Source organism: Streptomyces sp. NPDC090445 (assembly GCF_044769385.1).
Taxonomy (GTDB): domain Bacteria; phylum Actinomycetota; class Actinomycetes; order Streptomycetales; family Streptomycetaceae; genus Streptomyces.
On record NZ_JBIVXV010000007.1, the window covers coordinates 186,220 to 202,329 of the forward strand.

Here is a 16,110-nt window from a genome sequence, read left to right on the forward strand (position 1 = left end):
CGACAGGGCGCCGGCCCCCCGACCGGCCCGGATACGGCCCGTCCCCCAGAAGGGTGGCGCCCTTGTCGCAGTAGGCTTCGCGCCATAGCCAGCGAAGCCGCCGGAGGAGACGCCCCGCATGAGCCTGTCCCTGAGGACCATCAGCCGAGAGCAGCATCTGGGTTATCTCCAGAGCCTGCCCTCGGCTAGTCATTGCCAGGTCCCGGCGTGGGCCGACGTGAAGAACGAGTGGCGGTCGGAGAACCTCGGATGGTTCAACGAGCACGACGAACTCGTCGGTGCCGCGCTCGTGTTGTACCGCCAGCTGCCCAAGGTGAAGCGGTACCTCGCGTACCTGCCCGAGGGCCCCGTCATCAACTGGTTCGCCCCGAATCTGGAGGAGTGGCTCCAGCCGATGCTGGCGCACCTCAAGCGCCAGGGTGCCTTCACCGTGAAGATGGGCCCGCCCGTCGTCATCCGCCGCTGGAACTCCGCCGCCATCAAGGCCGGCATCCAGGACCCGAACGTCAAGCGCCTGCGTGACGTGGAGGCCTCGCACATCGAGCCCCGCGCCTTCGAGGTGTCCGACAAGCTGCGCCGCATGGGCTGGCAGCAGGGCGAGGACGGTGGCGCCGGCTTCGGCGACGTCCAGCCCCGCTACGTCTTCCAGGTGCCGCTCGCCAACCGCTCGCTGGACGACGTCCTCAAGGGCTTCAACCAGCTGTGGCGCCGCAACATCAAGAAGGCCGAGAAGGCCGGCGTCGAGGTCGTCCAGGGCAGTTACGAGGACCTGGAGACCTGGCAGCACCTGTACGAGATCACGGCCGTGCGCGACAAGTTCCGCCCGCGCCCGCTCAGCTACTTCCAGCGCCAGTGGACGGCCCTCAACTCCGAGGACCCCAACCGCATGCGGCTGTACCTCGCCAAACACGAGGGCGAGGCGCTGGCCGCGGCCACGATGATCACCGTCGGCCAGCACGTCTGGTACTCGTACGGCGCGTCGGCCAACCACAAGCGCGAGGTGCGGCCCTCGAACGCGATGCAGTGGCGCATGCTGCGCGACGCGTACGCGCTGGGCGCGAGCGTCTATGACCTGCGCGGTATCAGTGACACGCTGGACGAGAACGACCACCTCTTCGGCCTGATCCAGTTCAAGGTCGGTACGGGCGGCGAGGCCGTCGAGTACGTCGGCGAGTGGGACTTCCCGCTCAACAAGATGCTGCACAAGGCGCTCGACATCTACATGTCGCGTCGCTGACCGGCTGCACCCCCACCACCGCACTGCTGCTTCACGCAGCCATTCCAGAGAGGCTCCGGACGGGCATGGCGCTCACGCTCTACGTCGACACCGCACGCTGGCGTGCGCACCACAAGCAGATCCAGGACCGGTTCCCCGGTCTGATCCCGGTCTGCAAGGGCAACGGCTACGGCTTCGGCCACGAGCGGCTGTCCGAAGAGGCGACCCGGCTGGGCGCGGACATCCTCGCCGTCGGCACGACGTACGAGGCCGCCAGCATCAAGGACCTCTTCAGCGGCGACCTGCTCGTCCTCACCCCGTTCCGGCGGGGTGAGGACCCGGTCCCGCTGCCGGACCGGGTGATCCGCTCCGTGGCCTCGCTGGACGGGGTCCGCGGCCTGGTCGGCGCCCGTGTGGTCATCGAGTGCATGAGCTCGATGCGCCGCCACGGCATCTCCGAGCAGGACCTGGGCCAGCTGCAGGCGGCGATCGAGGACGTGCGGCTGGAGGGCTTCGCCCTGCACCTCCCGCTGGACCGCCCGGACGGCTCGGACCCGGTCGAGGAGGTCATCGGCTGGATGGACCGGCTGCGCGCGGCCCGTCTGCCGCTGCACACCATGTTCGTCAGCCACCTGAAGGCCGAGGACCTGGCCCGGCTGCAGCAGCAGTTCCCGCAGACCCGCTTCCGGGCCCGTATCGGCACCCGGCTGTGGCTCGGGGACCACGAGGCGACCGAGTACCGCGGAAGCGTCCTGGACGTCACCCGGGTGGCCAAGGGCGACCGGTTCGGCTACCGGCAGCAGAAGTCCGCCTCCGACGGCTGGCTCGTCGTGGTGGCGGGCGGCACCTCCCACGGCGTGGGCCTGGAGGCCCCCAAGGCCCTGCACGGTGTCATGCCGCGCGCCAAGGGCGTGGCCCGGGCCGGCCTGGCCACCGTCAACCGGAACCTTTCGCCCTTCGTGTGGGCCGGCAAGCAGCGCTGGTTCGCCGAACCGCCGCACATGCAGGTCTCGATCCTGTTCGTGCCGTCTGATGCGCCCGAGCCCCACGTCGGCGACGAGCTCGTGGCGCACCTGCGCCACACGACGACGCAGTTCGACCGGATCGTCGACGCCTGAGCCCGAACCGAACCGAGCCGGGCGCTCAAGGCCGCCCGGCCGGGCCGGTTCGGGGCCGAGGCCGTCAGTCCCCGGGGGCCATGCCCCAGCGGACCCGCTGTCCCTCCGAGGGCGCCGCTTCCCGCGGCGCCCTCGCCGCGTCCGAGAGCACGAACACGTCCTCGGCCCCGTCCAGGACTCCTCCGGAGGGGTCGTCCGACCCGTCGCGGCGTACGACGTCCCGCTCGGGCAGCAGGATGTCGCGCACGACGACCGCGCACAGGTAGAGCGTGCCCAGCAGATGGGCGGCGATCGCCACCTGGTAGCCCTCCGTGGGCAGGCCCTGGTGCTTGTCCCCGCTGGTCGTGTAGGCCAGGTAGAACCAGATCCCGAGGAAGTACACGACCTCGGTGGCCTGCCAGACGAGGAAGTCCCGCCAGCGCGGCCGGGCCAGCGCCGCGAGCGGGATGAGCCACAGCACGTACTGCGGCGAGTAGACCTTGTTGGCCAGGATGAAGACGGCCACGACCAGGAAGGCCAGCTGCGCGAAGCGCGGGCGGCGGGGCGCGGTGAGCGCGAGCAGGCCGATGGCCGCGCACAGCAGCAGTGTCAGGCCCGTCGCATAGGTGTTGGCGTCGGTCAGGGGGTTGCCGGAGCGCTGGGAGATGAGCAGCCACACCGAGCCGAAGTCGATCGGCCGCTCCTGGCTGAACGTGTAGAACTTCTGCCAGCCGTCCCAGGCGAACAGCATGACGGGCAGGTTCACCACGAGCCAGGAGGCGGCCGCTCCGAGGACCGCCGCCCCGAACGCACGCCACTTGCCGGCCCGCCAGCACAGCACGAACAGCGCCCCGAGCAGCAGAACGGGGTAGAGCTTCGCCGCGGTGGCCAGGCCGACGAGGACGCCGAAGAGCAGGCTGCGGCCACGGGACCACATGAGCATGGCCGCGGCGGTCAGGGCGATGGCCAGCAGGTCCCAGTTGATCGTCGCGGTGAGCGCGAAGGCGGGCGCAAGGGCGAAGAGCAGCGCGTCCCAGGGCCGGCGGCGGTGGGTGCGGGCGACACACACGGCGATGACGGCCGCGCAGGCCATCAGCATCCCGGCGTTGACCATCCAGTACATCTGCTCGCGGTGCTGCATGGAGCCGCCGCCCGGGGTCAGCCAGGACGCGACCTCCATGAACAGGCCGGTGAGGACGGGGTACTCGAGGTACTCCATGTCGCCCGGCAGCCGGTCGAAGTACGGCGTGAGGCCGTCCGCGAAGCCGCGCGCGACGAAGAGGTGCGGGATGTCGGAGTAGCAGGCGTGAGTGTACTGGGACCCGGCGCCCCGGAACCACGCCCAGTCGTAGCAGGGCAGCTTCTGCACCATGCCGAGGGCGAACATCCCGAGGGCGACCAGCACCACGACGCGGACCGGGTGCAGCCAGTGGCCGCCCAGCCTGGCGTGGCGGCCGATGGGACCGCCGATGAACTCGCTGCCCGCCGCGGCGACCTCGTCCTGCTGTGTGGGCAGTACGGGCCGGTCCTCCTGCACCTTCGTCATGCGCTCATCCTGCCGTACGGCGCCGGACACGCGGGAGGGCCGCCGCGACGGACGCGGCGGCCCTCCTCCGGCCAGGGGACGGGGCGGGGTCAGCCCCCGTCCATGAAGGATCCCCAGCTGGTGCTGCCACCGGGGCGGCCCGGCTTGCCCGACGGGGTCGGGGACGGCGATCCGGTGGATCCGCCGCCGCCGTCGACGCCGCTGTTGGTGCTGCCGCCGCTGTCGGGAATGCAGTACAGCTGCCACGGCTTGCAGGACGGCTTGCCGCCCCTGGAGGGCGACGGGGACGGGGACAGGGACGTCGACGGGGACGGGGACACCGACATGGACGGCGAGGACGAGACGGAGGGGCTCGGCGAGGGGGCGCCGGCGCCGTCCGCGATCACACCGATCGGGTCGGGCTCCGGGAAGTCCTTGACCGGGGCGTCCTTGAGCGCTTCCTTCATGTAGGCGGTCCAGATCACGGCGGGGATGTCGCCACCGTGGATGGAGTCGGTGCCGCCCACGCCCTTCATGGAGATCAGCTTCTTGTCCGGCGAGTTCGGGTCGGTACGGAAGAGCGTGACCGAAGTGGACAGCTCCGGGGTGTAGCCGACGAACCAGGCCGACTTGTTGAAGTCGGTGGTACCGGTCTTGCCGGCTGCCGGCCGGCCGAGCCTCTTGGCCTTGGTGCCGGTGCCCTTGTCCACGACGTTCTCGAGCACCTTGGTGACGTTGTCGGCGATGGAGTCGTCCATCGCCCGCTGCTCCTTGGGCGGCTCGAAGCCGGGCAGGTCCTTGCCGTCCTTCTGCACGCTGCGCACGGAGAACGGCTCGCGGTGGACGCCGGACGCCGCGAAGGTGGCGTAGGAGTCGGCCATGCGGATGGCGCTCGGGGTCGAGGTGCCCAGGGCGAACGAGGCGTCGTTGTTCGGGTTCATCGAGTCGTCGAGGATGCCCGTGGCCTTGGCCACCTGGCGGACCTTGCTGTGGCCCACGTCGAAGACGAGCTGCGCGAACGGCACGTTGATGGACTTCTCCATCGCCTCGTTGAGGGTCACGTAGCCGTAGGGGTACTCGCTCTCGTTCTTCTGCTTGAACGGCTTGCCCGCGTTGTCGCGCAGCGGCTTGCCGTCACGGTTGTTGATCACCGTGAGGTCGTTGGCCATGTACTTGCTGTCGGGCGAGATGCCCTGGCCCTTGGAGTTCTGGGTGCCGTACTCCATCGCCGCCGCCAGCACGTACGGCTTCCAGGTCGAGCCGACCGGGACACCGATGGTGTTGGCGTTGTTGCTGAAGTACTTCTTGTCCATGCCCGGGCCGCCGTACAGGGCCACGATCGCGCCGGTCTTGACGTCCACCGAGGCCGCGCCGAACTGGACGAAAGTGTCGTGCTCGGGCCGGGCCTTCTCGTCGAGGAAGTCGTTGCGGGTCTCATCGACCGCCTTGGTCAGGGCGTCCACCTTCGGCTTCTGGAAGGTGGTCTTGATCTGGTAGCCGCCCCGGGCCATCTGCTCGGGGGTGATCTTGGCGACCTTCATGACGTACTGCTTGGCCGTCTCGACCAGGTAGCCGGTCTGGCCGGAGAGGCTGCGGGCCTGCTCGGAATCGACGAGCTTGGGGAACTCCTTGAGCTGGTCCCGCTCCGACTTCTGCATGCGGCCGACGGCGACCTCGCGGTCCAGCACCCACGCCCAGCGCAGGTGGGCGCGCTTGGCGTTCTCCTCGGGGGTGGCCGCGGGCCCGACGCCGCCGTCCGGGTTGTAGAGGTTGGGGCCCTTGAGCACGGAGGCCAGGAAGGCGCTCTCGGAGGGCGTGAGGTCCCAGCAGTCCTTGCCGAAGTAGGCGCGCGCCGCGGCCTGGATGCCGTAGGCGTCGCGCCCGTAGTAGGCGGTGTTGAGGTAGCCGGCCAGGATCGTGTCCTTCTCCTCGGACACGCCCAGCCTTATCGAGATGAAGAGCTCGGTGACCTTGCGCTTCAGCGTCTGGTCGGAGTCCAGGTACGTGTTCTTCACATACTGCTGGGTGATGGTCGAGCCGCCCTGGGTGGATCCGCCCGTGGCCATGTTCCACACGGCGCGGGCGATACCCATGGGGTCGATGCCCTTGTCCGTCTCGAAGGACTCGTTCTCCGCGGCGATCACTGCGTTCTGCATCGACTTGGGGATCTTGTCGATGGGCACGATCTGGCGGTTCATCGTGCCGCCGGTGGCGACCATCTGGGTGCCGTCGTCCCAGAAGAACACGTTGTTCTGGGCCTTCGCGGCGAGGTTCGGGTTGGGCGTGCTCACCGCGGCGATGCCGATGCCGGCCCCTGCCGTGATGACGGCGAAGAAGCCCAGGGCCGTGCCGCCCACCAGCTTCCATGACGGGACGAAGCGCTGCCAGCCCTCCTTGTCGGAGCGCGGGTAGTTGATGAACCGCTTGTCAGGGCGGCCCGTTCCGCGCCCCTGGGTTCCGGATCCGCGCTGGGCTGCCCGGCGCGCCTCTGCACGGCTGCCATGGCCGCGGGGGTCTGCGTACGGTCCGCTGTACGACGCTGTGGGGACGTCGCGCGCGGGCCCTGCCCCCCGTCCGGGGCGCTGCTGGGCGGCCCGGCGGGCAGCAGCACGTCCGCTGCCCTCGGGCTGCGGCGGTTTGCGGCGGTGCTCGCTCATCGAACGACTACTCCTCGGGCAGGCGAGTGGCCTGGAAGCGGCTGGTGAATTCCGGTTCCCCCTGTGTCCTGCCGCAAAGACTACGCACGCTCAAAACCCGAACAGTGCCGAAGTTCACCCCAAAACAGGCAAGTCGCATCCTGCGAATCAGTGATGTGATGCCGGTCACGAGATCGCGACTTGTCGCCGGTGACCACCCGTTCTATCGTCTGGATGTATCGAGCCGATACATCAGCTCGGTATAAAAACTCAGAGGCGAAGGAGGCAGGCGGATGAGCAGGCGCTCAGGCATCCTCGAGTTCGCCGTCCTCGGCCTGCTTCGCGAGGCCCCCATGCACGGCTACGAGCTGCGCAAGCGGCTCAACACCTCGCTGGGGGTGTTCCGGGCGTTCAGCTACGGGACGCTCTACCCCTGCCTCAAGACGTTGGTCGCCAACGGCTGGCTGGCCGAGGAGCCGGGCAACGCCCCGGAAGACGCCCTCGCCGCTTCACTCGCAGGGCGCCGCGCCAAGATCGTCTACCGGTTGACGGCGGCCGGCAAGGAGCACTTCGAGGAGCTCCTGTCCCGCACGGGCCCCGACACGTGGGAAGACGAGACCTTCGCCGCCCGGTTCGCCTTCTTCGGCCAGACCGAGCGGGACGTGCGCATGCGGGTCCTCGAAGGCCGCCGCAGCCGGCTCGAGGAGCGTCTGGAGAAGATGCGCGCCTCGCTCGCCCGCACACGGGAGCGCCTCGACGACTACACGCTTGAGCTGCAGCGGCACGGAATGGAGTCCGTGGAGCGCGAAGTGCGCTGGCTGAACGAGCTCATCGAGAGTGAGCGGGCGGGACGGGATCTGAGACGACCCGGTCCGCCCGACGAAACCGCAAAGTGAGGCCTGCACCTCGCAGGCCTCGTCCGAGAACAAACAGGGAGCAACCGGAATGGGTTCGGTTCGCGTAGCCATCGTCGGCGTGGGCAACTGCGCCGCCTCGCTGGTGCAGGGCGTCGAGTACTACAAGGACGCCGACCCGGCGTCCAAGGTCCCCGGGCTGATGCACGTCCAGTTCGGCGACTACCACGTCGGTGACGTCGAGTTCGTCGCCGCGTTCGACGTCGACGCGAAGAAGGTCGGCCTCGACCTCTCGGACGCCATCGGCGCCAGCGAGAACAACACCATCAAGATCTGCGACGTTCCGCCCTCCGGCGTGACCGTCCAGCGCGGCCACACCCTGGACGGCCTGGGCAAGTACTACCGCGCGACGATCGAGGAGTCGTCCGAGGCCCCGGTCGACGTGGTCCAGATCCTCAAGGACCGCGAGGTCGATGTTCTGGTCTGCTACCTGCCCGTCGGCTCGGAAGAGGCGGCGAAGTTCTACGCCCAGTGCGCCATCGACGCCAAGGTCGCCTTCGTCAACGCCCTCCCGGTCTTCATCGCCGGCACCAAGGAGTGGGCCGACAAGTTCACCGAGGCCGGTGTCCCGATCGTCGGCGACGACATCAAGTCGCAGGTCGGCGCCACCATCACGCACCGCGTGATGGCGAAGCTGTTCGAGGACCGCGGTGTCCGTCTTGAGCGCACCATGCAGCTCAACGTGGGCGGCAACATGGACTTCAAGAACATGCTGGAGCGCGACCGCCTGGAGTCGAAGAAGATCTCCAAGACGCAGGCCGTCACCTCGCAGATCCCCGACCGCGAGCTGGGCGAGAAGAACGTCCACATCGGCCCGTCCGACTACGTCGCGTGGCTCGACGACCGCAAGTGGGCCTACGTCCGCCTTGAGGGCCGTGCCTTCGGCGACGTCCCGCTGAACCTCGAGTACAAGCTCGAGGTGTGGGACTCCCCGAACTCCGCCGGTGTCATCATCGACGCCCTGCGCGCCGCGAAGATCGCCAAGGACCGCGGTATCGGCGGCCCGATCCTGTCGGCCTCCAGCTACTTCATGAAGTCCCCGCCGGTCCAGTACTTCGACGACGAGGCGCTGGTCAACGTCGAGAAGTTCATCAAGGGCGAGGTCGAGCGCTAAGCACGACACAGCACGAGGCACCGGAGGTCCCCGGACACCTGGTCTTCGACTGTTCTTCCGCGGAGGGTCCCCGGGCAATGTGTCCGGGGACCCTCCGCGTGTGTGACCCTTGCCCTCATGCCTGTCGTACGTGATCTGCGCGTACTCCTGCGCCTGAGGGACTTCCGCAACCTGCTCGCCGTACGGCTGTTCTCCCAGGCCGCGGACGGCGTCTACCAGGTCGCGCTGGCCACCTATGTGGTGTTCTCCCCGGAAAAGCAGACCTCGCCCGCGGCGATCGCCTCGGCCATGGCGGTCCTGCTGCTCCCGTACTCCGTGATCGGCCCCTTCGCCGGGGTGCTCCTGGACCGCTGGCGCCGCCGCCAGGTCTTCCTCTACGGCAACCTGCTGCGGGCCTTCCTCGCCTGCATCACCGGCGTGCTGATCGTGGCGCACGTCCCCGACTGGCTCTTCTACGCCTCGGCCCTGTCCGTGACCGCGGTCAACCGGTTCGTCCTGGCCGGGCTCGCCGCCTCCCTGCCCCACGTGGTCGCGCCCGACCAGCTGGTCACCGCCAACGCACTCTCCCCCACCGCCGGGACCCTCGCCGCCACCGCCGGCGGCGGGCTGGCCTTCCTGCTGCAGTTCCTGGCCTCCGACTCCGACACCGTCGTCGTCCTGCTCGGAGCCGGCCTCTACCTCTGTGCGGCAATGGTGTCGCTGCGCCTGGCGGCCGACCTGCTGGGGCCCGACCACCGCCCCGGCGTGGTCCATCCGACGGTCGCGGAGGGGATCGCCCTCACCGTCCGGGGCATGGCCGAGGGGCTGCGGCACCTGGCCCAGCGGCGCGAGGCCGCCCGGGCACTCACCGCGATGACGCTGATGCGCTTCTGCTACGGGGCCCTCACGGTCACCCTGCTCATGCTCTGCCGCTACTCCTGGTCGGACAACGAGTCCGGCGGGCTCGCCCTGCTGGGCGTCGCGGTCGGCGTCTCCGGAGCCGGCTTCTTCGCCGCCGCCGTCATCACACCCTGGATGGTGGGCCGCCTGGGCACTCTCGGCTGGATCACCGCCTGCTCGGCCGCGGCCTCCGTGCTGGTGCCCGCGCTCGGCCTGTTTTTCCTGCCGGGTCCGATGCTCGTCGCCGCGTTCGTCCTCGGCCTCGCCACCCAGGGCGCCAAGATCGCCACCGACACCGTCGTGCAGTCCCGGGTGGACGACGACTTCCGCGGCCGCGTCTTCTCGGTCTACGACGTGCTGTTCAACGTCGCGTTCGTCCTCGCGGCCGCCGTGTCCTCGCTGATGCTCCCCACCGACGGACAGTCCGCGGTGCTCATCATGACCGTCTCCGTGATCTACGCACTGACCGCCGTCTACCTCGGGCGCCAGAGCAATGTTTCACGTGAAACAGGACCCTGAAGCCGCCCGGCAGCACGCCCGGGTTGGTGTTTCACGTGAAACACCGACCCGGGCACCTGCGGATCAGGCCTGCGCGGCCCACCACTCCTTGAGCGCGGCGACGGCGGCGTCCCGCTCCATGGGGCCGTTCTCCAGCCGCAGGTCCAGCAGGAACGCGTAGGCCTTCCCGATCACCGGCCCCGGACCGACGCCGAGCTCCTGCATGATCTCGTTGCCGTTGAGGTCCGGCCGGATCGCGTCCAGCTCCTCCTGCTCCTGGAGCTGCGCGATGCGCTCCTCCAGGCTGTCGTACGTGCGCGAGAGGGCGTTGGCCTTGCGCTTGTTGCGGGTGGTGCAGTCCGACCGGGTCAGCTTGTGCAGCCGGTCCAGCAGCGGACCGGCGTCGCGGACGTAGCGCCGCACGGCCGAGTCGGTCCACTCGCCGTCCCCGTAGCCGTGGAACCGCAGGTGCAGCTCCACCAGCCGGGAGACGTCCTTGATCATGTCGTTGGAGTACTTCAGCGCGGTCATGCGCTTCTTGGTCATCTTGGCCCCCACCACCTCGTGGTGGTGGAAGGAGACCCGGCCGTCGGTCTCGAACCGGCGGGTACGGGGCTTGCCGATGTCGTGGAGCAGGGCCGCGAGCCGCAGGACCAGGTCCGGGCCGTTTTCCTCCAGGCCGATCGCCTGCTCCAGCACGATCAGCGAGTGGTCGTAGACGTCCTTGTGCCGGTGGTGCTCGTCCCGCTCCAGCCGCAGCGCGGGCAGCTCGGGCAGTACGTGATCGGCCAGCCCGGTGTCCACGAGCAGGCCCAGGCCCTCGCGGGGGTGCGCCGACAGCACCAGCTTGTTCAGCTCAGCCTGCACCCGCTCCGCCGAGACGATCTCGATCCGCCCGGACATCTCCCGCATCGCCGCGACGACCTCGGGGGCGACCTCGAAGTCGAGCTGCGCTGCGAAGCGCGCCGCCCTCAGCATCCGCAGCGGGTCGTCGGAGAACGACTCCTCCGGAGTGCCGGGGGTGCGCAGCACGCGCGCCTGGAGGTCCTCCAAGCCGCCGTGCGGGTCCACGAACACCTTCTCCGGCAGCGCGACCGCCATCGCATTCACGGTGAAGTCGCGGCGGACGAGGTCCTCCTCGATCGAGTCGCCGTAGGAGACCTCGGGCTTGCGGGAGGTTCGGTCGTACGCCTCAGAGCGGTACGTGGTCACCTCGATCTGGAAGCCCGCCTTCTGGGCCCCCACAGTGCCGAACGCGATGCCGACGTCCCAGACCGAGTCGGCCCACGGTCGGACGATCTTGAGAACGTCCTCGGGGCGGGCGTCGGTGGTGAAGTCGAGATCGTTGCCGAGACGCCCGAGCAGCGCGTCGCGTACGGACCCGCCGACGAGGGCAAGGCTGAAGCCGGCCTCCCGGAAGCGGAGGCCGAGCTCGTCGGCGACAGGGGCGACCCGCAGCAGTTCGCTGACCGCGCGGTGCTGCACCTGACTCAGGGCACTGGGGTTGTCTTCGTTGGCGTTCGGCACAACAGAAAAGGGTACGTGCCCGGCCCGGCAGGGGCTCCCGGGTTTGTGGCCACCCCACCCGACGGCGCCCGCGGAGCGGAACCGATCATGTGGAGCAAGGCGCGGCACTCGCATGCAGCGGGTCTCGTTACCATTCCTGGACGCAGACACGACGACCACTGACACTTCGAGGGACGGGCTAGCGCGTGGCCGAGGCGGCAGACATCCAGGGGGCGTCCCCCGCTCCTGCCCGGCGCCGCTGGCTGCGGCGCGCCGCCGTCCTGCTGGCCGGGACGCCCGTCCTCGCCGCCCTCGTCTCCTCACCCGCGCCCCCGGCACAGGCCGCCGACGCGGGCACCGTCGAGGTCCAGCTGGGCACCGTGGCCCCGGCCGCCCCGGTCAAGGGCGACACGCTGACGATCTCCGGCACCGTGGTCAACACCGGCCACGAGACGATCACGGGCGGCCACGTGGGCCTGCGGGTCGGGCCCGCCCTCGGGGACCGGGCCTCGATCGACGAGGCGGCGGAGCGAGTCGGCTTCCGGGCCGGCACGGACCCGGGCGAGGTCGACCAGGCCTATTCCGCGAAGATCGCGTCGCTGCCCTCCAAGGCCAGCCAGCCGTTCACCCTCTCGATCCCGGTGGACAAGCTGGAGCTGGGCAAGGAGGGCGTGTACCAGCTGGGCGTCTCGCTGTCCGGGGAGACCGAGAGCCGGAGCTACGAGCAGGTGCTGGGCATCAAGCGGACCTTCCTGCCCTGGCAGCCGGACCCCGCCGCGAAGCGCTCCCAGCTGACCTACCTGTGGCCGCTGGTCTCGACGACGCGGCTGACCGCGGAAACCGGCTCGGACGAGGTGCAGACGCCCGTCTTCCTCGACGACTCCCTCGCCGATGAGCTCAGGACCGGCGGCCGCCTGGAGCGGATGGTCTCGCTCGGCAAGGAGCTGCCGATCACCTGGGTCATCGATCCCGACCTGCTGTACACGGTCGACGCGATGACCAAGGGCTACCGGTACCGGACTCCGGACGGGAAGATCGTCCAGGGCAAGAACAAGGCCGTCGCCGAGCAATGGCTGAACTCACTCGAAGCAGCCGTCCAGAGCAAGAAGGTCGTCGCGCTGCCGTTCGCCGACCCCGACATCGCCTCTCTCGCCCACCAGGGCAAGGACGTCTCCGGCACCCTGGGCCAGCTGCGGCCCGCCACCGACAAGGCGAAGCAGGCCGTGGAAACCGTCCTGCACGTCACCCCGTCCACCGACTTCTCCTGGCCCGTGGACGGCGCCATCGACCCGTCGATCGTGAACGTCGCCACGTCGGCCGGTGCCCACCACGTCCTCGCCCGCAGCGACAGCCTCCAGGAGACCGGCGCCCTCGGCTACACCCCGTCGGCGGCCCGGCCCATCGGCGCGGGCACCACCGCCGTCGTCGCCGACGCCGACCTGTCGACGGCCTTCGAGGGCGACATGCTGAACGCCGGTAACTCCACGCTGGCCGTCCAGCGCTTCCTCGCCCACAGCCTGGCCCTCAACCTGCAGAAGACCGACAACCAGCGCAGCTTCGTCGTCACCCCGCAGCGGATGCCCACCGCCAGCCAGGCGCAGTCGATGGCCGATGCCCTGCGGGCCCTGCAGGCGGGCCGCTGGACGCAGCCCGCAGACCTCGACGCCGCCGCCGCGGCCAAGCCCGACACCGGCGTCAACACCCAGGTCCCGGGCGCCGGCCAGTACCCCGAGGCGCTGCGCAAGACCGAGCTGCCCATCGCCGCGTTCGAGAAGATCCGGACCACCCAGAACACCCTCGACCACTTCAAGGTCATCCTGACCTCGCCGGACCGCGTGGAGATCCCGTTCGGCAACACCACCAACCGCGAGATGTCGACCTCCTGGCGGGGCCGCCCCCAGGACGCCGGGCACTACCGCAACCAGGTGCAGGAGTACCTCATCGGCCTGACCGAGAAGGTCAAGGTCGTCCCCAAGTCCGACGCCACCCTGTCCGGGCACAGCGCGACCATCCCGGTCAGCGTCCAGAACAGCCTCGTGCAGGACGTCCACAACCTCGTCCTGCGGGTGAAGTCCGCCAATCCGACCCGCCTGATGTTCGGCGACGGCGGCGAGGCCGAGCAGCAGGTCACCGTCCAGGGCGGCCACAGCCAGACGGTCAAGTTCACCGCCAACGCCACCGCGAGCGGGCCCGTGGAAGTCACCGCGCAGCTCTTCACCGAGGACGGTGTGCCCTACGGCAAGGAGCGCAGGTTCACCGTCGAGGCCACCGAGATCACACCGACTGTGATGCTCGTCATCGCCGGCGGGGTGCTGCTCCTGGTCCTGGCAGGCATCAAGATGTACGCCAGCCGCAAGCGCGTCGCGGCCCGGGCGGCCGCTGCCGAGGAGAGCACGCAGCCGAGTGACGGGACCCCGGACACCGGACCGCAAAGCACCAGCCCGTCCGGCGCGGGTGAGACAGTGGACCGTTGAGCGATGCCGTGGCCGGCCGGCCTGGGACGATGAGGTGGGGTTTCGATGAACGCGCCGTACGACGGTGACCGCGCGCAGGGCACTGGCGCACCCGCGCCCTCCTCGGGCGCCGATCCGGGGATGAGGCGGCCCGGACAGGTTCCTGCACCCGGTCCCGCAGCGGACCGGGACCCGTACGTCCAGGACGTCTACGACCGCGACCCGTACCGGTCGCAGGACCTGTCGGCCCAGGACCCGGTCGCCGAGGTCCTCTACGACCGGGCGTCGCACCCCCCGCCGCCGCCGGGGACCTACCAGGACCCGGGCCCGCTCTACGGGGCGCCGCGGACCGCGCAGCAGGGCCCCGACGCGCGCGTGTGGGCCCAAACCCCGCCCCCCGAGCCGGACGGCCCGTCGCGCCACCTCCCGTACGGCGACCGCCCCGCCACCACGCAGTTCGTGGGAGTGGACTCGCTGGTCACCAGCGCGACGGAGGAGGAGGCCGAGCCCGACGCCTTCGCCCACCTGTACAAGGACCAGCAGGCGGCGCCCGGCGCGCCCGCCGAGGACGCGCCCGTCGCGGCCCCGGCGCCGAGCAAGCCGGCCGGCCGGGCCGCCGGTCTCCTCAAGTCCAGTGCGCTGATGGCCGCCGGGACGATCGTCTCCCGCATCACCGGCTTCCTGCGGACCCTGGTCGTCGCCGCCGCCATCGGCGTCGGCACCTTCAACGACACGTACCAGATCGCCAACACGCTGCCGACGATGATCTACGTGCTGGTCGGCGGCGGCGCCCTGAACGCGGTCTTCATCCCCCAGCTCGTGCGGGCCATGAAGAACGACGATGACGGGGGCGAGGCGTACGCCAACCGGCTGCTGACCCTGGTCGTCGTCCTGCTGGCCGCCGTCACCACGATCTGTGTGCTGGCCGCGCCGGTGTTCATCACCATGATGTCGCCGAAGCTCGCCTCCGATCCGCAGCAGATGGAGGTCGCGGTCGCCTTCGCCCGGTACTGCCTGCCCACCATGTTCTTCATGGGCGTGCACGTGGTGCTCGGTCAGATCCTCAACGCGCGCGGCCGGTTCGGCGCGATGATGTGGACCCCGGTCCTCAACAACATCGTGGCCATCGCCACCTTCGGCGCGTTCATCTGGGCCTTCGGCGGCTTCACCACCTCCGGCGTCAGCGCGGCCACGGTCACCCCGGAGGGTGTGCGCCTGCTCGGCATCGGCACGCTCCTCGGCCTCACCGTGCAGGCGCTGGCGATGCTGCCGTACCTGCGCGACGCCGGGTTCTCCCCGCGCCTGCGCTTCGACTGGAAGGGCCACGGCCTGGGCAAGGCCGCCGGTCTGGCCAAGTGGACGTTCTTCTTCGTCCTCGCCAACCAGATCGGCCTGGTCGTCGTGACCCAGCTCGCCACGTGGGCCGGTGCGATCGCCGAGAAGCAGGGCCACCCCGGTACCGGCATCACCGGCTACCAGTACGCACTGCTGCTGTGGCAGATGCCGCAGGCCATCATCACCGTCTCCGTCATGACGGCCGTCCTGCCCCGGATTTCCCGCTCCGCCCACGACGGGGACGCCGCCGCCGTCCGCGACGACATCTCCTACGGACTGCGCACCTCGGCCGTCGCGATCGTGCCGTGCGCCTTCGCGTTCCTCGCCCTCGGCGTCCCCATGGCCACGCTGCTCTACGCCGGCGCGGGTGCCGGCGCCCAGAACATCGGCTACATCCTGATGGCCTTCGGCCTCGGGCTCATCCCGTACTCGGTCCAGTACGTGGTCCTGCGCGGCTTCTACGCGTACGAGGACACGCGCACGCCCTTCTACAACACCGTCATCGTCGCCGCGGTCAACGCCTCCGTCTCCGCTGCCGCGTTCTTCGTCCTTCCGGCACGCTGGGCGGTCGTCGGCATGGCCGGCGCCTACGGCCTCGGCTACGCCGTGGGTGTCGGCGTCGCCTGGAAGCGCCTGCGCAAGCGCCTCGGCGGGGACCTGGACGGTGCCCACGTGCGGCGCACCTACACGCGCCTCATCGGGGCCTGCATCCCGGCGGCCGCCGTGGCCGGCGGTGTCGCCTACGCCGTCACCCAGTGGCTGGGCAGCGGAATCCTCGGTTCCCTCACTGCGGTGGTCGTCGGCTCCCTCGCCCTGGGCGGTGTCTTCCTTGTGGCGGCCAAGCGGATGCGGATCGAAGAGCTGAACGCCATGGTCGGAATGGTTCGCGGGCGCATGGGTCGCTAGATGAGCACAACCGTCGTACCCCTTCGCGTGT

Annotated in this window: 10 protein-coding genes; 7 read left to right on the forward strand and 3 right to left on the reverse strand. The window is 69.8% G+C overall.

Annotated elements, in window-relative coordinates; translation table 11 throughout:
• The first annotated feature begins 118 nt into the window (after window positions 1-118).
• Together ACIQUT_RS17725 and ACIQUT_RS17730 are read left to right on the forward strand one after the other, a co-directional pair.
• Window positions 119-1,237 carry a lipid II:glycine glycyltransferase FemX gene (locus tag ACIQUT_RS17725; protein WP_403563819.1) on the forward strand — a complete coding sequence of 373 codons (1,119 nt, stop codon included), beginning with the start codon at window positions 119-121 and terminating at the stop codon, window positions 1,235-1,237.
• Window positions 1,238-1,302: 65 nt separating this feature from the next.
• Window positions 1,303-2,334 (forward strand): alanine racemase, encoded by a 1,032-nt coding sequence (locus ACIQUT_RS17730; protein WP_403563820.1) that lies wholly within the window; start codon window positions 1,303-1,305, stop codon window positions 2,332-2,334.
• Window positions 2,335-2,398: 64 nt separating this feature from the next.
• Here ACIQUT_RS17730 and ACIQUT_RS17735 read toward each other — a convergent pair whose 3' ends face one another.
• Complete coding sequence (locus ACIQUT_RS17735) at window positions 2,399-3,859, reverse strand: glycosyltransferase family 87 protein (protein WP_403563821.1); 1,461 nt, start codon at window positions 3,857-3,859, stop codon at window positions 2,399-2,401.
• 89 nt (window positions 3,860-3,948) lie between these two features.
• Entirely contained in the window at window positions 3,949-6,495 is a 2,547-nt protein-coding gene (locus ACIQUT_RS17740) for a transglycosylase domain-containing protein (protein ID WP_403563822.1), read from the reverse strand.
• 272 nt (window positions 6,496-6,767) lie between these two features.
• On the opposite strand from ACIQUT_RS17740, the gene ACIQUT_RS17745 reads away from it, so the two are divergent.
• From ACIQUT_RS17745 to ACIQUT_RS17755, 3 genes are all read left to right on the forward strand, one after another.
• Window positions 6,768-7,370: a PadR family transcriptional regulator gene (locus ACIQUT_RS17745; protein WP_403563823.1), complete on the forward strand. Its 603-nt coding sequence runs from the start codon at window positions 6,768-6,770 to the stop codon at window positions 7,368-7,370.
• Window positions 7,371-7,419: 49 nt separating this feature from the next.
• The gene (locus ACIQUT_RS17750; protein WP_403563824.1) at window positions 7,420-8,502 is read left to right on the forward strand and encodes an inositol-3-phosphate synthase; all 1,083 of its coding nucleotides are present in this window, start codon (window positions 7,420-7,422) and stop codon (window positions 8,500-8,502) included.
• Between the two features lie 117 nt (window positions 8,503-8,619).
• The gene (locus ACIQUT_RS17755) at window positions 8,620-9,900 is read left to right on the forward strand and encodes an MFS transporter (protein ID WP_403563825.1); all 1,281 of its coding nucleotides are present in this window, start codon (window positions 8,620-8,622) and stop codon (window positions 9,898-9,900) included.
• Window positions 9,901-9,963: 63 nt separating this feature from the next.
• Here ACIQUT_RS17755 and ACIQUT_RS17760 read toward each other — a convergent pair whose 3' ends face one another.
• Window positions 9,964-11,406, reverse strand: coding sequence for a CCA tRNA nucleotidyltransferase (locus tag ACIQUT_RS17760; RefSeq protein WP_403563826.1), 1,443 nt, complete (start codon window positions 11,404-11,406; stop codon window positions 9,964-9,966).
• A 185-nt stretch (window positions 11,407-11,591) separates the two neighbouring features.
• On the opposite strand from ACIQUT_RS17760, the gene ACIQUT_RS17765 reads away from it, so the two are divergent.
• Together ACIQUT_RS17765 and murJ are read left to right on the forward strand one after the other, a co-directional pair.
• Entirely contained in the window at window positions 11,592-13,859 is a 2,268-nt protein-coding gene (locus tag ACIQUT_RS17765) for a DUF6049 family protein (protein ID WP_403563828.1), read from the forward strand.
• Between the two features lie 45 nt (window positions 13,860-13,904).
• On the forward strand, window positions 13,905-16,079 hold the full coding sequence (gene murJ / locus ACIQUT_RS17770) for a murein biosynthesis integral membrane protein MurJ (RefSeq protein ID WP_403563829.1): 2,175 nt from the start codon (window positions 13,905-13,907) through the stop codon (window positions 16,077-16,079).
• The last annotated feature ends 31 nt before the right edge of the window (window positions 16,080-16,110 follow it).